Raw genomic sequence first — 17,412 nt, 5'->3', positions numbered from 1 at the left:
CATGTCGACCAGTCAGACGCCGTATTCTCACATCGAGGTCATTCTGACATCGACGTCGATAATGATGCTAGCGGCAGACACGGCACTGCGCTCATCGAGCCCCGTCGGCCCGTTGCCACACACGGGTCGTGCCAGGATGAGGCGTGGCCGGTCAGCGGCTCCAGTACGACAGCGCTGATGGAGTCAGCCCGACGGCGAAGAAGCCCTCGTTGCCGTCGCTGTACCAGATCTGGCCGTGGGCCGGATCGAACGCCGGCGCGGACAGCGCGGCGTTCCCTCCGCTGTTGTGCACCGGCGCGTTGAAGTACGCGATCTCCTTGGGATGGAGCGGGTCATGGATGTCGAACACCCGCAGCCCCGACGAGATGAACGAGCACGCGACGATGCCGGGGTCGGCACGGCGGGGGACCGCGCAGTAGTGGGAGGCGTAGCCCTGCACCGGGCTGGTCGCGCCGGGATCCTTCGAGACCTCGGCGCGGTTCGCGGTGAGATTGACGGCGAGCCGGATCTCCGACACGACCCGCGGGTGGGCCGGGGCGGCGATGTCGATGATGCGGGCCGCGCCGACGTGAGCCCCCGTGTCGGATCCGGAGGCAGGGATCCCGCCGGACGTCCCGTCAGTGGCGAACTCGTCGACCTCCACCAGGTAGGGGTGGCCGCCGATCGTGACGGGCAGCGGCACCTGCGGAAGGCTGACGTCTGGCCAGGAGAGGCGGGCAACGGGGTGCCCGGTTGCACCGGGCAGTCGCCGTTGGATCGCACTCACATCGACGATGTCGAGGCCAGCGGGGTGCATACCGCCGAGGTCGGCCTCGTACACGGTGTTGCCGTCGTCGCTGATGTTGAGGCCGTGGGTCTCGATGCCGAGTTGTGTCCACAGCGGCCTCGGAGCCCTTGGATTCGAGATGTCGATTGCCGTCATCGTCCCGCCGCCGGCTGAGGTCACCCAGAAGGTGTTCCCGTCGGGTGAGAAGGCGCCCTCGTGGCCGAGCACCCCGACCGGCAGGCTGGACTCGAGCTGCGGGTAGCGGCAGTCGTTGGCGACGTTGTAGATGTCGACCCACCCGGGGTAGGCGAAGGGGTTACCGAGGTCAGCCGCCAGCAACCCGCGCGCCTGGTTGAGGCTGAGCGACTCGTGTGGCGACTGCATCGCGGGCGTCGACAGGATCGCCGTGCGTACCGGGTGCTCGGGATCGGACATGTCGAGCACGAACACCCCGGTGTCGTGTGTGCTGCCCTGCAAGGCGTTGGTCGGGAACAGCAGCGTCGTGTCGTAGTACGCGCACACGTGCCCCCCCCGGTCGGCATAAGGCTGCACGCGGAAGCCGCCCACATTGGAGTACTGACCAACGAACGTCGTGTTGCAGCGGTAGCCCGCTGCGGCGTACCCGTCGGCGACATCGGCGGCGCTGACCCGGCCCTGCATGTGCTCGGGGTGGGCGCCCGGGTCGCAGGCGATGTCGCGTACCGCCGGTCCATCCCCGACCGGCTGGGCCCGCGCCGCCAGGGCCCCAAACGGCAGCCCGAGCCCGAGCAGCACCAGCAGGATGCCCAGCCTCAGCACCCGTTGACGGGTGATCATCTGCCGTACCCTCGGACCGACCGAACCCCAGCTCAAGCCGCCCTTTTTATATACGAATCGACCCTATGTCAAATTTGAGAACGGTCTTCTCGAGGGTGAGTGACTTCTTGGCCGTGGTGCGGCTGTGTACCGCTTCATCGTCTCGTTGTTGCAACGACTCGGTGGTGCTCCGTCGCGGCGACTGGCGCGCTGGCGAAATAGTCTGGAGGTGACGAGAGGAAGGTGTAATGGCGACGCAACCCGTGATCTCTTTCGACCGTCTTGCCACATGGATGGATGACAGCGGCCTGCCCGGCAAGGGTGAGCCCATCGAGCACCGTTTTCTCTCGGGCGGGTCGCAGAACGAGATCTACGAGATCCGCCGCGGTGAGCTTCGCGGCGCGATCCGGGTCCCGCCGTCAGGCGCGCCAGCTGACCGGGACGAAGGGATCCTCCGTGAGTGGCGCATTATCGAGGCGCTGGACGGCACCGACGTTCCCCACACCTCGGCCATCGCGATGTGCGACGACCCGTCGGTGCTCGGCCGGACGTTCTACCTCATGGGCTTTGTCGACGGCTGGTCACCCATGGATCAGAAGAGCTGGCCGGCGCCCTTCGACGCCGATCTTGGGGCACGCGCCGGGCTGGGCTACCAGCTGGCGGAGGGCATCGCCCTGCTCTCGAAGGTCGACTGGCGGGCCAAGGGCCTGCAGGGACTTGGCCGCCCCGATGGTTTCCACGACCGCCAGGTCGAACGCTGGACCACGTTCTTCGAGCGGATCAAGGGCCGGAAGCTGGAGGGTATGGACGTCGCCACGACGTGGCTGCAGGCGCATCGGCCGGTCGACTACATCCCGGGGATCATGCACGGCGACTATCAGTTCGCCAACGTGATGTACAAGGACGGCGCTCCGGCCAGCCTTGCCGCCATCGTCGACTGGGAGATGGGTACCGTCGGCGACCCCAAGCTGGACCTCGGTTGGATGATCCAGAGCTGGCCCGAGGATACGACGGCCCTGGAGGCCTCAGAGGCAAGCTACGTCGACCTGCGGGGCATGCCGTCCCGTTCTCAGGTCCTCTCGCACTACGCCGAGGTATCGGGGCGGCAGGTCGATGACATCGACTACTACGTCATCCTCGCCAAGTGGAAGCTTGCCATCGTGTTGGAACGGGGCTTTCAGCGGGCGGGTGACGATGAGAAGCTCGTGGCCTTCGGCCCGATCGTCGTCGATCTGATGAAGGGAGCCGCCGAGCTGGCCGAGACCACGGACTACGGCCGTTGAACGACGAGCTCGTCCGCGAGCGGCGTGGCAACGTCCTCGTCGCCCGCCTGAACCGGCCCGAGGCGAGGAACGCGCTCAACGCCACGGTGATCGACGGCATCGGCGCGGTGGCGCAGGAGGCGGAGGCGGACCCGGAGATCCGGGTCGTCGTGATCACTGGCACCGGTGACCGCGCTTTCTGCGCGGGGATGGACCTGCGCGCCTTTGCCAGCGGGGAGCAGTCGACTCCGAGCGACGCCGACAGCATGGAAGGCTTCCGTCGGTTGATCGACGGCCAGCTCACCGTGCCGGTAATCGGCGCCGCCAACGCCTCAGCTCTGGCGGGTGGCTTCGAGCTTCTCCTGAGCTGCGACATCATCGTCGCGTCCTCCCAGGCCATGTTCGGGCTGCCCGAGGTCAAGAGAGGGCTGATCCCAGCAGGCAGCGGCACCTTGCTCGGTACCAGGATCCCGTTGGCCATCGCACTGGAGATGGCCCTCACCGGCGACAGCGTCGACGCGGACCGCGCCTATGAGCTCGGCCTGGTCAATGCTGTGGTCGCAACGGACGAGGTGATGCCCACGGCGCTCGGGTATGCGGAGCGAATCGCCGCTAATGGCCCGTTGGGCGTGGGGGCAACCAAGGAGCTCGTCCGACTGAACGTGACGGACGCCGGCCGGGCAGCCGAGCGCCTCCGCGAGTTGCAGCCGTTGGTGTTTGGCAGCGCGGACGCCAGGGAAGGCGCGATGGCATTCATCGAGAAGCGCAAGCCGGTGTGGCGGGGTCGGTAGCACCGACGCCCCTCGGTCGTCGCCAGCGAGCGTGACGAGAACCGTACATACGCTGTCTGATTGACGGCGGTCTCGTCATCGAGAAGAATGTTTCCGATGGCAGCGGCCCTGACCCACCGCGGGGTGAGGCCGGCCACGGTCGCCACCCGCATCCTCGGACGGCCGGCGTGATGACTGCATACGACGTGCCGCCCGTGATAGAGGTCGAGGCCCAGGGGCCGATCAGGCTCGTCCGCCTCAACCGGCCCGAGCAGCTGAACGCCACCAACCACCAGCTCCACCAGGGACTCGCCAAGCTGTTCCCGCAGATCGACGCCGACGACGACGCCCGCGCCGTCGTGCTGACCGGCAACGGCCGGGCGTTCTCCGCAGGTGGCGATTTCACCTATCTGGTCGAGCTGACCAAGGACAGCGCTCTGCGCCGGCAGTCGCTGACCGACGGCAAGCAGATCGTGACCGGGATGCTCGCGTGCCGCGTGCCGATCATCGCCGCGGTGAACGGCCCGGCCGTCGGGCTCGGCTGCAGTCTCGTGGCCTTGTCCGACATCGTGTTCATGGCCGAGAGCGCCCACCTGGCCGACCCGCACGTGGCGGTGGGCCTGGTGGCCGCCGACGGTGGCCCGGTTACCTGGCCGCTCCTCATCAGCCTGCAGCTGGCCAAGGAGTACGCGCTCACCGGTGACCCCATCCCGGCCCGGCGAGCCGCCGAGATCGGGCTCGTGAACCATGTCTGCCCCGACGGCGGGGTGGTGGACCAGGCGCTGGCCTGCGCCGACCGCATCGTCAAGTTGCCCAAGCAGGCGACCGAGGACACCAAGCGGATTCTCAATCTCCACCTCCAGCGGGCCGTGCTGGCGACGATCGACTTCGCCCTCGCCGCCGAGGACCGGTCGTTCACATCGCCCGAGCTGCGGGCCAATCTCGACCGCCTCCTCTCGAAGGGACCGGCATGACCGACTACGACGCCATCGACTTCTTCCGCGAGCAGACGCTCATCGAGGACCCCTACCCGTACTTCGACTTCCTGCGCCAGGAGTGCCCGGTGCGCCGCGAGCGGCACCACGACGTGATGATGGTTACGGGGTACGAAGAGGCGCTTGCCGTCTACCACGACGTAGAGACGTTCTCCTCGTGCAACTCGGTGTCGGGGCCGTTCCCCGGCTTCCCCACCCCGCTCGAGGGCAATGACGTGAGCGAGCTGATCGAGCGCCACCGCGATGAGCTCCCGATGAGCGACCAGATCACGACCATGGACCCGCCCGCGCACAAGGCGCATCGTGGCCTGCTCATGCGGCTGATCACGCCAAAGCGTCTCAAGGAGAACGAGGCGTTCATGTGGGAGCTCGCCGACCAGCAGATCGAGGAGTTCCACGCCCGGGGCGAGGTCGAGATCGTCAAGGAGTTCGCCGGACCGTTCACACTGCTGGTGATCGCCGATCTGCTGGGCGTGCCCACCGAAGCCCGGGCCCGGCTCCGCGAGGTGCTGCAGGGAGGGTCGCACGAGCGCCGGCAGGTGGGCAGCACGGACGACACGATGCGCCACAGCCCCCTCGAGTACCTCTACGGCGAGCTCTCCCTGTACATCGAGGACCGACGGCGCCATCCGCGCAATGACGTGCTCACCGGGCTGGCGACGGCCACCTTCCCGGATGGCACGCTGCCCGAGGTGATCGACGCCGTGCGGGTGGCCGCGAACCTGTTCGCGGCCGGCCAGGAGACGACGGTGCGCCTGCTCGGCTCGGCGTTCCAGCTCATCGCTGACCGCCCCGACCTCCAGGATCTGCTGCGGACCGAGCGCGAGCGCATCCCCAGCTTCGTCGAGGAGGTGCTGCGATTCGAGAGCCCGGTGAAGGGTGACTTTCGCCTGTCACGGGTACCGACGACGGTGGGCGGCGTCGACCTCCCCGCCGGGACCACCGTGATGGTCCTCAATGGCGCCGCCAACCACGACCCCCGGCGATTCGGGTCGCCGGCGGAGTTCCGGGTCGACCGGGAGAACGCGCGGGAGCACCTGGCCTTCGGGCACGGCAACCACTTCTGCCCGGGCGCGCCCCTCGCCAGGGCCGAGGCCCGCGTGGCGATCGAGCGCCTGCTCGACCGCATGGGCGACATACGAATCTCGGAAGCGCACCACGGTCCCGCCGGCGCCCGCCGGTACGAGTATGCGCCGACCTACATCCTCCGCGGTCTCAACCGCCTCCACCTCACGTTCGAGCCGGCTTAGCTCACCGCGCCATCACCCTCACAGCGGGAGCAGGGGCGGCAGCTGTCGCGAGGCGACGACCTCGCTGCCCAGCTTCCGCGTGAGCGCCTTCGACGAGCCGAGCAGTAGGTCGAGCACGAGCACCCGTCTGACGTAGCGGTGGAGCGCGTGCTCGGTCGTGAACCCGATGCCGGCCAGAACCTGCTGGCAGTGGCGGGCAGCGATCCGAGCGCTGCGCCCCGACATGGCCTTGGCCATCGCCGCAGTCTGTGGCGATCGGTCCAGCCAGGCGGCATCCAGCACGGCCTCAGCGGCCTCGATGGCGACGAGCGAGTCGGCCAGCCTGTGGCGGATAGCCTGGAATGTGGCAATCGGGCGCCCGAACTGGACGCGCTCGAGGGCGTGGGCGCGAGCGAGCTCGAGCATCGCCCTCGACGCGCCCACGAGCTCGTGGCCGACGGCGAGTTGCCCGAGGGCGAGGGCGGCCTCCCAACCGATCAGGGGTTGGCCGTCGACATCAACCGTCTCGCCGGTTATCTCGAGGAGCTCGAGCTGCGGGTCGACCCCATGCACCGGTCTGAGCAGGAGATCGGCCGCCGGCACGTCGAACGCGATGTCCTTGTCCCTGGCGCTTGCCACCACGACGACGCGGTCACCGATCGACTGGCGCGAGAGCCCGTTGACCCGCAGCCGCGGCCCGTACACCTCGCCGGGCGGGTCCCATCGGCCGAGGGCGGGGAGCACCACGGCACCGTCGGCGCCGAGGCTGCTGGCGAGGAGCCAGTCGAGCGCAGACGAGGTGGCGCTCACCTCGCCCTGGCGCCGGAAGAGAGCCGAGACCGCGGCGCGCTGGTCGGCAGCCAGCGCGTCGTGCCAGCCCAGCTCGCCTAGGGCTGCGTCGACCGCTTCGCTGGTGGGTTGGTCGAACGCATGGCCGATGCCGCGCTCGAACAGCTCCCGCGCCGCGGCGTCGATCACCGATCGCTCCCGAGGTCGAGCAGGCGGCGGGCGATGATGTTGCGCTGGATCTCGGCGCTGCCGCCGTAGATCGTGGCCGCCCGCGAGTAGAGGAACTCGGTCCGCCACCGCTCGCTGGTGGTGCCATCGCCTATGGCCAGGTCGGAGGCCAGGCCGTCGCCCACGAGGTCGAACACCGCCTGTTCGATCGTGGCCAGCAGCACTTTGTCGATCGAGGTCTCCGGTCCGAGGTCCTCACCCCGCGCCAACCGGTGCTGCGTCGACCTCGATCGTGCTCGGAAGGCGTACAGCAGCTGGGTCGTTTGGCCGACCTCGGCGGCGTCGAGGGTGTCCGGCGGAGCCGCGTCGAGGAGCTGCTGCAGCCGCCGGTGCAGATAGGCGGCGCGGTGCCAGAGCGAGGTGCTGCGCTCATATGGGAGCAGGTCCATGGCGACCGACCAGCCTTGGCCCTCCTCGCCGAGAGTCCGGTCGAAGGGCACCGCCACGTCGTCGAAGAAGACCTCGCAGAACTCCTCGACGCCGTGCATCGACTCGATGGGCCGCACCGTGATACCGGGCGAGTCCATGTCGACGAAGAGCGCGGTGATCCCGCGATGCGCCGACTCGACGGAGCCCGTCCTCGTCAAGAGGACGCAGCGCTCGGAGTACTGGGCCAGACTCGTCCACACCTTCTGACCGGTGACCCGCCAGCCGCCGTGGGATCGCACGGCGCGGCACGACAGCGACGCGAGGTTGCTGCCCGTGCCGGGCTCGGAGAAGCCCTGGCACCACGTCTCGTCACCGCGGAGCAACCGCGGGACCATGGTCGCGGCCAGCTCGGGTGCGGCGAAGTCGATCATCGTCGGCGCCAGCACCTCGGCCATGGAGTAGATCCCTGGCTCGACGAGGTCTCGCGACGTGAGGGCCTCGCCCAGGTAGGCGCGCGGCAGCGTCGTCCCTCCGAGCCCACCGACCCGCACTGGCCAGCCCCAGCGCATCCAGCCGGCATCGAACGTGAGCCTCTTGACCTTTGTGAGCTGCGCCATCTGCTCGTCCAACGTCCCGAGTCCATCGTGATCGGGGGCCAAGGCGCCTTCCTGCTCGTCGAGCCAGGCGTCGAGCGACGTCCGGAACTCGTCGAGCTCCATCAACCAGCGGTCGGTGCGGGCCGCGTGGGGTCGTGCACTCGACCGGAATCCTTAGCGCCGCTCCGCCGCAGGAAGGTCATCGACCTTGTGTGCAGGCGCCAGCCATCGGCGGTGCGCCGGTAGGTGTCGGTGTACCACCCGATGCGCATATCGTGGTTGGTCTGGTCGACGAAGCTCAGCGGCTGTTCACCGGTGCCCCTGTCGCCGTCGAGCGTGAGCACGGGCGGGCCGACGAGGAAGAGTCCTTTGGGCGCAGCCTTGACGAGCGCGGGGAAGTCGGCGAGCCCGTAAGTATCGCCGAAGGCGCTGTAGGAGCCGTCGGGGGTGAACACGTCGATCACCGCGTCGATGTCGCTCTTCGTCATGCCGAGGGCATAGCGCGCCAGCAGCTGCTCCAGCTCGATGACGTCTTCGGCCGACGGGGTCGCCACCGGTGTGACGATAACGAAATTCTCCTAAACTGGCAACGTCGGTAGCGCCGCCATCGCCGAGGAAACGGGACCTTTCATCGCGATGATGCTCGCGGCACGTCCCGGAAGGCCACGTCGCGATCGAGCGTGCGTTCCCGGGGCATGCCGAGGACCCGCTCGCTGATGACGTTGCGCGCCATCTCGATGGTGCCGCCGCCGATGCAGGACGTCTGGCGCATGAGGAAGTCGGTGCCGCAGTGGGTCAGCTCGCCGTCGTCGTCGCTCCAGGCCGCGCCGGCGGCGCCCGCGATCTCGAACTGTATGGTCATCCGCCGCGCCGCGACGACGCCCACGAAGACACGGCCGATGGCGGACGTCTCTCCGGACATCGTTTGCGTCGCGATGCCATCACCGATCCGGCGCTGCAGCTCCTCTCCGACCACGTCGAGCATCCGCGCTTCCCCGATGAGGTCGCGGACCGTCGGATCGGCGAGCCGACCGGCGTCCCGGGCGACGTCGAGCGCCGAAGATGAGCTCGCGCTGCCGCGCGTGGTGCCGGTGGGGACAGTGACGAGCGGTGAGTTGTAGAGCATCCGCTCGTGGAACATCCACCCCGTCCCGACCGTCCATCCCTCGTCGATGTCACCGACTCGGTCGGTGTCGGGGACGCGCACGTCGGAGAGGAACTCCTGACAGAACTCCTTGTTGCCGTTGAGCATCTCGATACGGCGCACCTCGACCCCCGGCTCGTGGATCGGCAGTAGGAAGACCGTGAGTCCGCGGTGCTTCGGGACGTCCCAGTTCGTCCGGGCGAGGCAGAGCCCCCAGTCGGACCACCAGGCGCCCGTCGTCCACACCTTCGAGCCGTTCAGGATCCACTCGTCGCCGTCTCGGACCGCACTCGTCAGCGCCCCGGCAACATCGGACCCACCGCTCGGCTCGGACAGGAGCTGCATCCAGATCTCCTCGCCCTTGAGGATGGCGGGGATGTGCCGACGCCTCTGGTCCTCGGTGCCGAACTCGAGCAGGACCGCGAGACAGGGCGTGAACGTCGGCACCTGCAGGCGCATGGCGAACTCGTAGCCGGCGAGCTCGTCGTTGAGCGCCTGCTGGTGGTCGGGAGTGAGACCCTGGCCGCCGTACTCGGGGGGGATGCAGATTCCCGCCAGCCCTGCGTCGAACAGCATGCGCTGGACCTCCCGGTCGCGGGCGACGGCGACGAGCTCCTGCTCGTCGCTTCGCTCCCGGCGCAGCGATAGCGCCACCGGCCCGACAGGGCGGAGGTTCTCGTGGATCCATGCGCGAGCCCGCTGCCGGAAGGCCTCGACGTTCTCGATCTCGTCGGTGCTCACGCCACTACCCCCTTCTGCTGTTCGACCAGGTCAGCGATCCGCTGCCGGTGCTCTGCGGGGGTGCCGTACAAGGCCCGGTTCACGGTGTGCCGGCGGAGGAAGAGGTGCAGGTCGTGGTCGAACGTGACACCGATCCCGCCGTGGAGCTGCACGCAGTCCTGCAGCAGCTGGGTGCCATACTCACCGATGAACGCCTTTGCTGCGCTGACGAGCTCTGCCCCGTCGGGCGAGCCCGACCCAACTGCTGCGGCCGCCGCGTCGCTGATGGCGTGGCTCGCCTCCAGCCATGTCTTCATATCGGCGAGGCGATGCTTCAGCTCCTGGTACGACGCCAGCGGCCGCCCGAACGAGTATCTGTCGAACATCCACTCGAGCGTCATGTCGAAGCCGGTCTGCATGGCGCCGACGCACTCGGCGTTGACGAGGACGAGGGCCATCTGGAGCTGGCGTTCCACCTGCCCGCCGGCACCGCCCACCTCGCCGATCACCGTCCTGGCGGGCAACCTGACATCGTCGAAGATCACGCGATCGAAGCGCCGCGTCAAGTCGACCGTCCGCATCGGCTCCACGGAGACGCCAGCGGCGTCGGTCGGAACGAGGACCTGCGTCAGACCGGTGCCCGTGCGACCGGTCACGAGCAGGTGGTCTGCCTGTCGCGCGGATTCGACCGGGCGCTTCACGCCGTTCAGCGCGACGTCGCCGCCGTCGACGCCTATGTCGAGGGTCACGTCGTCAAGACGGTCGTGGGGCGGCGGTTCGCTCAGCGCCCAGGACGCGATCGACCCGCCCGACAGGAGATCACCGATCAGGCCTGCGTGCGCGTCGGTGCCTGCCGCGGCGAGGGTGGCGGCGACTATGTTGTCCGGCACGAGCGGCCCCGGCGCGGCGTGGCGGCCGAACTCGTAGGCGACCAGGCTCAGGTCAACGAGGCCATCGCCGCTGACGGTGCCGCCCCCGAGGTGTTCGCCGACCAGGAGCGAGGTCCAACCGAGGTCGGCGCCCCGGTGCCAGTACTTCTCGTCGAAGCCGGCTTGAGTGTCGCGACGGCGACGCAGCTCACCTGTCGGCATCTGCTCATCGAGGAACTTCGACGTGGTCCCCCTGAAGAACTGCTGGTCGGCCGACAGGTCCTGCATCACCGTAGCAGCGTATTCCAATATTGACGTCGCAGTCAAAACGCACTATCATGCCCGACATGGCCAGGATGAGTGACTTCACGGTATTCGATGCCGACAACCACCTCTACGAGACGCGCGACGCGTTTACGAAGTTCCTGCCCGACCGGTACAAGGCTGCCGTGGACTACGTCGAGGTGCGGGGGCGCACGAAGATCGTCGTCAAAGGTCGCATCAGCAACTACATCCCGAACCCGACGTTCGATGTCGTCGCCCGGCCGGGGTCGATGGAGGAGTACTTTCGCCGCGGCAACCCCGAGGGCAAGGACCGCCGTACGCTCTTCGGTGAACCCATGCGTTCGATTCCTGCATTCCGCGAGCCCGGTCCGCGGCTCGAGCTCATGGACGAGCAGGGCATCGATCGCTCGCTCATGTTCCCGACGCTCGCCAGCGTGCTCGAGGAGCGCCTTCGTGACGATCCGGAAGCGACGCATGCGGTCATCCACTCGCTCAACGAGTGGATGCACGAGACGTGGAATTTCGACTACAAGGGACGGATCTTCGCGACGCCGGTGATCACGCTGCCGATCGTCGATCGCGCCATCGAGGAGCTCGAGTGGGTCGTAGCCCGCGGCGCTCGCGTCGTGCTCATCCGACCCGCGCCGGTAACGGGGTTCCGTGGGCCCCGGTCGTTCGCCCTGCCGGAGTTCGACCCCTTCTGGGAGAGGGTCGTCGACCATGGCATCCTCGTCGCCCTGCACTCGTCCGACAGCGGCTACGATCGCTACGCCAACGAGTGGGTGGGCTCCGACAGTGAGATGCTGCCGTTCCAGCCTCAGGCCTTCCGGATGGTCCACGCGTGGCGACCGGTCGAGGACGCGGTGTCGTCCCTCATCTGCCACGGTGCGCTCTCCCGCTTCCCACAGCTCAAGGTCGCGGTGATCGAGAACGGGAGCAGCTGGGTCGAGCCGCTGCTGCAGAACCTGGCCGACGTCTACAAGAAGATGCCGCAGGACTTTCTCGAGGAGCCCGTCTCGGTCTTCAAGCGACAGATCCACATCAGCCCGTTCTGGGAGGACGACCTTGGCGCGGTCGCCGAGCTCGTTGGTGTCGACCGCGTGCTGTTCGGGTCGGACTTCCCTCATGCCGAGGGTCTCGCCAGTCCCGCCACGTACGTCGAGGAGCTCGAGGGGCTGCCGGACGAGGTGGCCCGCAAGATCATGGGCGGGAACCTCGCTCGCTTGATGAACGCCGACGTGCCGGTCGGCAGCACAGCCTGAGGTTGCGCAGAGGGAGCCACCAGCTGGTGGCTCCTCTCAGCCGATGACGACGGGAAGCCGCTCCCAGCCGCGGACGGTGGACGTGCGGGCCTGCACCGCCTCGTCCCAATCAACCTCCCATTCGGGGAACCGCTGAAGCACTTCGTCGAGTGCCACCCGCCCCTCGAGACGGGCGAGCGCGGCGCCGAGGCAGAAGTGGATGCCGTAGCCGAAGGCCAGGTGCTGCTTGGACTCGCGATGGATGTCGAAGCGATCGGGATCCCGCCAACGGCGCTCGTCCCGGTTGGCCGAGCCGTTGAGCAGGAGCATGACGCTGCCTTCCGGCACTGGTTGACCGTGATACTCGACGTCGCGGGCGACGTAGCGCGCCTGCACCGGCGACGGCGCCTCGAAGCGTAGGATCTCCTCGATCGCCTGCGGGACCAGGGTCCTGTTCTCTACGATCTCGCGCCGCTGGTCGGGGTGGGCGGCGAGCAGCTTGCCGGTCCAGCCGATCAGCCTCGTCGTCGTCTCGTTCCCGGCCCCGGCCAGCAAGGAGACGTAGCCGAGGATCTCCTGGCGCGTGAGTCGTCGGGTGGCACCGGTGTGGTCCTCGACCTCGGCGTTCAGGAGCTCGGTCATGAGGTCGTCCGACGGGTGCTCGGCGCGCCAGTCGATGTACTCGGCGAACATCTCCCCGGTGAAGTCGGCTTGTGCCGGCGGCGCGCCCTCGCCGTCGCCGAGTCGCAGGCCCTCGTCGAGGCGTACGCGGATCGCCTCCTGATCCTGTTCGGGGATACCAAGCAGATAGCCGATCGTGCGCGTCGGCATGTACACCCCGAGGTCACGGATGAAGTCGAAATGCCCCGAGCCGACGAGCGGGTCGAGGGTCTGGGCGCAGAAGTCCCGCACCATCGGCTCGATCGCGTTCATCCGCCTCGGGGTGAACACCCGCGACAGGATCCCGCGGTGCAGATCGTGGAGGGGCGGATCCTCGAACAGGATGCTTCCCGGCGGTATCTCGATGTTCGCCTTGATGATCTCGAGGACCGAACCACGACCGGACCGGTACGTCTCCCAATCGATCAGCCCCTTTTCGACGTCGTCGAAGCGGCTGATCGCGAAGAAGTCGTACTTCTCGTTGTAGTAAAGCGGTGCCCCGTCGCGCATCCGCTTCCACAGCGGGTAGGGGTCGGTGTCGATGTCGAAGTCGTAGGGGTCGTAGTAGATCTTCTCGCTGGCGACGGTCATGACTTCGGCCAGGCCAGCGACTTGATCTCGAGGTACTGGTCGAACCCGGCGAGGCCGTTCTGGCGCCCGATGCCGCTGTGCTTGTAGCCGCCGAACGGGATGTCGGCGCCGTGGTAGGCGCCACCGTTGACGCTGAGTGTCCCCGTGCGGATGCGGCGGCTCACCGCCAACGCCCGCTCGAGCGATCCCGAGAAGACCCCTCCGGAGAGGCCGTAGAGGCTGTCGTTGGCGACCCGGACGGCGTCGTCGTCGTCGTCGAAGGGGATGGCAACGAGCACCGGCCCGAAGATCTCCTCCTGAGCGATCGTCATCGAGTTGTCGACGTCGGTGAACAACGTCGGCTCGACGTACCAGCCGTTCGGGTAGTCCTTCGGGCGGCCGCCGCCGAGGGCGAGTGTCGCGCCCTCCTTGACGCCCTTCTCGATGTAGCCGAGCACCCGATCGCGCTGCTTCGCCGAGATCAGCGGGCCCATCATCACGTCGGGACGCTGAGGGTCGCCGTATGGTGCCGCGCCCAAGTACTGCTTCAGAAGCTCGACCCCCTCCTCGTAGCGCGAGCGGGGGAGAAGCATCCGGGTCGGGATGGCGCAGCCCTGCCCGGCGTGGAAGCAGACGGCCATCCCGACCATCAGCGCCGTCGTGAAGTCGGCGTCGTCGAGCACGATCGTCGCCGACTTGCCGCCTAGCTCGAGGAAGACCCGCTTCAGCGTCGCCGCGCCCTTCTCCATGATCCGCTTGCCGACGGCTGTCGACCCGGTGAACGAGATCATGTCGACCTTGGGCGAGAGCGTGAGCTCCTCGCCGACCAGGTGGTCGGACGACGTGACAACGTTCAGGACACCCGGCGGGATGTCGGTGCGCTCTACGACGAGGCGACCGATTCGAGTCGCGTTCCACGGCGTGTCCGGCGCCGGCTTCAGCACCACGGTGTTACCGGTGGCGAGGGCCTGGCCGAGCTTGTTGAGCGTGACCTCGAAAGGGAAGTTCCACGGCACGATGGCACCGACGACGCCAACCGGCTCCTTCCAGACCTGACGGGTATTCGGCTCGCCCGATTGCCCGGGGGCGTCGGGCAGGTCGGTCTCCCAGGCGAACTCGTCGATCAGCTTGGCCGGGTAGCGCAGCGCGCCGTCGAGCGGCTGGTCGAGCGCCGGGCCGTGGGTGGTCATCCGGGGGCAGCCGACCTCGAGGATCAGCTCCTCGCGTACCTCCTCCCGCTCGGCCTCCAGCGCCTCCTGGAGCTGCTCGAGACAACGCTGGCGGAAGGCCCGGTCGGTCGACCACCTGGTCTCGTCGAACGCCCGGCGGGCGGCGTCGATAGCGCGGCGCAACTCCGCCGGCGACGCGTCGGCGACCTCACCGAGCACCTCCTCGGTGGCGGGGTTCACGTTGTCGAAGGTCCTGTCGGAGTCGGCGTCGATCAACCGTCCCTCGACGAGCATCCGCGTCTCCGACCTCGGTCCCGCAGTTCCACCCATGTGTCGCCCCCTTCGCGCGCGACGACCCGGCTGGGCCGACGATAGCTAATATTGACGTCGCAGTCAAAAACGAACGCTAGCGCAGTCGCCACTCGCGGCGACCGGACTTGAACGCTTGCTCGCCGCCGGCGAGGTTCTCGCGCTCCGTGCCGAGCGAGACGAACAACGACACCTGCCGTAGCGCCTCGCGGCGGGCAACCTCATTGGCCATCCAGATGGCGCGGAGGGTTCCCTGGATGGCGAGCACTGGCGCTGACGCGATCTTGTCTCCGACCCAGAGTGCACGTTCGAGGAGCTCGGCCGCGGGCACGACCTCGGAGACCAGACCGAGTTGGTGGGCCCGAGCAGCCGACATGCGCTCGTGGGCGCCGAGCAGCGCGACGCGCAGTGTCTCGCCGAGGGGCAGCTTCTGGAACAGGTGCACGGACTCGAACCCGGCCACCATCCCGTAGGTGACGTGAGGGTCGAAGAAGGTGGCGTGCTCGGCGGCGATGACGATATCGGCCTCCCCGAGCATGTAGAGGGCGCCAGCGCACGCCATGCCGTTCACGGCGGCGACGACGGGCTTCCAGAGGTCGTTCTCCTTCGGGTTGATATTCGCCCCGGGGTCGTTGAACATGAACGGCGTCGACTGCCGACCGGATTTCGACGGCGTGGACTTCTTCTCGAGGTAGCCCTCCTGGATGGCCTCCTGGCGGTCGATCCCGGTACAGAAGGCCTTGTCGCCCGCGCCGGTCAGAATGACGGCGCGCACGTCGTCGTTGGTCCGGAGCGATCTCCAGACCTGTCGCAGCTCCAACTGCATGGCGTAGTTGAAGGCGTTGTAGACCTCGGGACGGTTGAGCGTGACCACGGCGACGCCGTCCCGCTCTTCGTACAGAATCGTCTCGAAGCTGTCCACCCGTACCCCCTCGCCGCACTGATCGGCGGGCGTCGGGCAAATTACATCAAATGGATTCGGAGTGCGGGCGATCACCGGCCCGGGGGCGGGTACCGACCCGGGCCGGCCGATCGGGGGTGGCCCGGGCTACGCTCCGGCGTGGACCTCACGACCCTGGCCCTCGAGCTCTCTGACGGGATCGCGACGGTGACCCTCGACCGGCCGCAGGTGCACAACGCGTTCGACCCCACGATGACACAGGAGCTGACGCGGCTGTGGCAGGCGCTCCGATCCGACAGCGACGTGCGTGCCATCGTGCTGACCGGCCGGGGCGAGAAGGCGTTCTGCACGGGAATAGACCGATCGAGCGTGCCCGAGTTCACGTTCGACCCGCTGACCTACGAGGATCCGGGTCGCGACCTCGGTCCGAAGAGCCAGGAGCTGTGGAAGCCTGTGGTCGCGGCGGTCAACGGCATGGCGTGCGCCGGGGCGTTCTACATGCTCGGCGAGTCCGACGTCATCATCGCCGCCGAGCACGCCACCTTCTTCGATCCTCACGTCACCTATGGGATGGTGGCGGCGTTCGAGCCGATCCTCCTGCTCCGCCGCATGCCGTTCGGTGAGGTGCTGCGCATGGCCCTCGCCGGAAGTCATGAGCGCATCAGCGCCGCCACCGCGCAGCGGCTCGGCCTGGTCAGCGAGGTCGTCCCGTCGTCCGAGCTCCTCCCCGCGGCGCGCCGGCTGGCGAGCGTCTTCGCCGCGCAGCCGCCACATGCCGTGCAGGCGACGCTGCGGACGCTCTGGGCGGCCAAGGACCTCCCCGCAAGCCAGGCCATCGACCTGGGCAACGTGTTCCTGCAGCTCGGCACGACGAGCGAACGGCTGGAGCAAGGGCAAGAGGCGTTTCGCTCCGGCTCGCGCATCGAGCCTCGGATCCGCTAGCGCCGTAACGGAGTCAGTCCGCCCGCACCCGGTCTTTGACCGCGGGCACGATCGGTGGGGCCTCCCGCCAGTTGGGGATCCCGGCGTCCTCCTTGGCGATGGGGAACCGGTCCTCGTTCACCCAGGCCCAATGCGAGTGGTTCAGCTCGTGCAGCGTGAAGCAGGCGTTGAGCGCGTTGTAGAAGCCCATGTTGTCGACCGTCTGGTTGACGGCCTCCTTGGTGAGCAGCGCCGACATCGTGGGGAGCTGGGCGATGCGCCGGGCGAGCTCGATCGTGTGCTCCTGGAGCGCATCACCCGGGAACACCTTGGTCACCATGCCAAGCCGGTACGCCTCGTCGGCGTCGATCGCGTCACCGGTCAGCAACAGCTCCTTGGCCTTGCGGGGACCGAACTCCCACGGATGAGCGAAGTACTCGACGCCGCACATCCCCAGACGAGTGCCGACGACGTCGGCGAACCGGGTGCCCTCGGCGCACACGATGAGGTCGCAGGCCCAGAGGAGCATGAGGCCGGCGGCGAAGACGTCGCCATGCGCTTGGCCGATCGTGATCTTCCGGAGGTTACGCCACCGCCGGGTGTTCTCGAAGAAGTAGTGCCACTCCTGGAGCATCAGACGTTCGACGCCATCGCGAGTGCCGCCGTTGATCGACTGCGTCGGGTGCGGTCGACTGCCACCTCACGCTTCCTCCTGGTATAGCGACGACCCGGTGTCGTGACCGGAGGAGAACATCGGCCCGGCGCCGCCGAGGATCACGACCCTCACCTCATCGTCCTGCTCAGCGCGAGCGAACGCGGTGTCG

At 68.0% G+C, this 17,412-nt stretch carries 15 protein-coding genes and 1 pseudogene; 6 read left to right on the top strand and 10 right to left on the bottom strand.

What is annotated here, in order from left to right:
* Positions 1-151: 151 nt before the first annotated feature.
* Positions 152-1,582: a hypothetical protein gene (locus tag VGF64_06625; GenBank protein HEY1634413.1), complete on the bottom strand. Its 1,431-nt coding sequence runs from the start codon at positions 1,580-1,582 to the stop codon at positions 152-154.
* A 227-nt stretch (positions 1,583-1,809) separates the two neighbouring features.
* On the opposite strand from VGF64_06625, the gene VGF64_06620 reads away from it, so the two are divergent.
* From VGF64_06620 to VGF64_06605, 4 genes are all read left to right on the top strand, one after another.
* Positions 1,810-2,844 carry a phosphotransferase family protein gene (locus tag VGF64_06620; protein HEY1634412.1) on the top strand — a complete coding sequence of 345 codons (1,035 nt, stop codon included), beginning with the start codon at positions 1,810-1,812 and terminating at the stop codon, positions 2,842-2,844.
* Positions 2,841-3,614, top strand: a complete 774-nt coding sequence (locus VGF64_06615) for an enoyl-CoA hydratase-related protein (protein ID HEY1634411.1) — start codon at positions 2,841-2,843, stop codon at positions 3,612-3,614. The genes VGF64_06620 and VGF64_06615 overlap by 4 nt, the downstream gene beginning before the upstream one ends.
* A 170-nt stretch (positions 3,615-3,784) precedes the next feature.
* Positions 3,785-4,567: an enoyl-CoA hydratase/isomerase family protein gene (locus VGF64_06610; GenBank protein HEY1634410.1), complete on the top strand. Its 783-nt coding sequence runs from the start codon at positions 3,785-3,787 to the stop codon at positions 4,565-4,567.
* A complete protein-coding gene (locus tag VGF64_06605) occupies positions 4,564-5,838 on the top strand; it encodes a cytochrome P450 (protein HEY1634409.1) in 1,275 nt (424 codons plus the stop codon). The genes VGF64_06610 and VGF64_06605 overlap by 4 nt, the downstream gene beginning before the upstream one ends.
* An 18-nt stretch (positions 5,839-5,856) precedes the next feature.
* On the opposite strand, the gene VGF64_06600 is transcribed toward VGF64_06605, so the two are convergent.
* From VGF64_06600 to VGF64_06580, 5 genes are all read right to left on the bottom strand, one after another.
* A complete protein-coding gene (locus tag VGF64_06600) occupies positions 5,857-6,795 on the bottom strand; it encodes an acyl-CoA dehydrogenase family protein (GenBank protein ID HEY1634408.1) in 939 nt (312 codons plus the stop codon).
* Positions 6,792-7,922: an acyl-CoA dehydrogenase family protein gene (locus VGF64_06595; GenBank protein HEY1634407.1), complete on the bottom strand. Its 1,131-nt coding sequence runs from the start codon at positions 7,920-7,922 to the stop codon at positions 6,792-6,794. Before VGF64_06595 ends, VGF64_06600 begins: the two co-directional genes overlap by 4 nt.
* Positions 7,922-8,353: a nuclear transport factor 2 family protein gene (locus VGF64_06590; protein ID HEY1634406.1), complete on the bottom strand. Its 432-nt coding sequence runs from the start codon at positions 8,351-8,353 to the stop codon at positions 7,922-7,924. The genes VGF64_06595 and VGF64_06590 overlap by 1 nt, the downstream gene beginning before the upstream one ends.
* A gap of 74 nt (positions 8,354-8,427) precedes the next feature.
* Positions 8,428-9,684, bottom strand: a complete 1,257-nt coding sequence (locus VGF64_06585; protein HEY1634405.1) for an acyl-CoA dehydrogenase family protein — start codon at positions 9,682-9,684, stop codon at positions 8,428-8,430.
* Entirely contained in the window at positions 9,681-10,820 is a 1,140-nt protein-coding gene (locus VGF64_06580; protein HEY1634404.1) for an acyl-CoA dehydrogenase family protein, read from the bottom strand. The genes VGF64_06585 and VGF64_06580 overlap by 4 nt, the downstream gene beginning before the upstream one ends.
* 59 nt (positions 10,821-10,879) lie before the next feature.
* Between VGF64_06580 and VGF64_06575 the strand changes: the two genes are divergently transcribed.
* Positions 10,880-12,079, top strand: coding sequence for an amidohydrolase family protein (locus VGF64_06575; GenBank protein ID HEY1634403.1), 1,200 nt, complete (start codon positions 10,880-10,882; stop codon positions 12,077-12,079).
* A gap of 36 nt (positions 12,080-12,115) precedes the next feature.
* Here the strand turns inward: VGF64_06575 and VGF64_06570 are convergent, their stop codons facing one another.
* From VGF64_06570 to VGF64_06560, 3 genes are all read right to left on the bottom strand, one after another.
* Positions 12,116-13,309, bottom strand: coding sequence for a cytochrome P450 (locus VGF64_06570; GenBank protein ID HEY1634402.1), 1,194 nt, complete (start codon positions 13,307-13,309; stop codon positions 12,116-12,118).
* On the bottom strand, positions 13,306-14,787 hold the full coding sequence (locus VGF64_06565; protein HEY1634401.1) for an aldehyde dehydrogenase family protein: 1,482 nt from the start codon (positions 14,785-14,787) through the stop codon (positions 13,306-13,308). The genes VGF64_06570 and VGF64_06565 overlap by 4 nt, the downstream gene beginning before the upstream one ends.
* Positions 14,788-14,863: 76 nt before the next feature.
* A complete protein-coding gene (locus VGF64_06560) occupies positions 14,864-15,688 on the bottom strand; it encodes an enoyl-CoA hydratase/isomerase family protein (protein ID HEY1634400.1) in 825 nt (274 codons plus the stop codon).
* A 138-nt stretch (positions 15,689-15,826) separates the two neighbouring features.
* On the opposite strand from VGF64_06560, the gene VGF64_06555 reads away from it, so the two are divergent.
* Positions 15,827-16,609 carry an enoyl-CoA hydratase/isomerase family protein gene (locus tag VGF64_06555; protein HEY1634399.1) on the top strand — a complete coding sequence of 261 codons (783 nt, stop codon included), beginning with the start codon at positions 15,827-15,829 and terminating at the stop codon, positions 16,607-16,609.
* A 13-nt stretch (positions 16,610-16,622) separates the two neighbouring features.
* On the opposite strand, the pseudogene VGF64_06550 reads toward VGF64_06555, so the two are convergent.
* Positions 16,623-17,261 (bottom strand): annotated as a pseudogene (locus VGF64_06550) (enoyl-CoA hydratase-related protein).
* Positions 17,262-17,412: the final 151 nt, after the last annotated feature.

It is taken from the genome of Acidimicrobiales bacterium (assembly GCA_036491125.1).
Taxonomy (GTDB): Bacteria; Actinomycetota; Acidimicrobiia; order Acidimicrobiales; family AC-9; genus AC-9.
Note: the sequence above shows the minus strand (reverse complement) of the source record. Positions and strands in the feature narration are given on the sequence as shown.

Bases quoted from the DNA above. Each gene is read 5' to 3' on its own strand.
- VGF64_06595 (HEY1634407.1), bottom strand. From the start codon at position 7,922: ATGGAGCTCGACGAGTTCCGGACGTCGCTCGACGCCTGGCTCGACGAG.
- VGF64_06605 (HEY1634409.1), top strand. From the start codon at position 4,564: ATGACCGACTACGACGCCATCGACTTCTTCCGCGAGCAGACGCTCATC.
- VGF64_06575 (HEY1634403.1), top strand. From the start codon at position 10,880: ATGGCCAGGATGAGTGACTTCACGGTATTCGATGCCGACAACCACCTC.
- VGF64_06565 (HEY1634401.1), bottom strand. From the start codon at position 14,787: ATGGGTGGAACTGCGGGACCGAGGTCGGAGACGCGGATGCTCGTCGAG.
- VGF64_06580 (HEY1634404.1), bottom strand. From the start codon at position 10,820: ATGCAGGACCTGTCGGCCGACCAGCAGTTCTTCAGGGGGACCACGTCG.
- VGF64_06620 (HEY1634412.1), top strand. From the start codon at position 1,810: ATGGCGACGCAACCCGTGATCTCTTTCGACCGTCTTGCCACATGGATG.
- VGF64_06570 (HEY1634402.1), bottom strand. From the start codon at position 13,309: ATGACCGTCGCCAGCGAGAAGATCTACTACGACCCCTACGACTTCGAC.
- VGF64_06610 (HEY1634410.1), top strand. From the start codon at position 3,785: ATGACTGCATACGACGTGCCGCCCGTGATAGAGGTCGAGGCCCAGGGG.
- VGF64_06625 (HEY1634413.1), bottom strand. From the start codon at position 1,582: ATGATCACCCGTCAACGGGTGCTGAGGCTGGGCATCCTGCTGGTGCTG.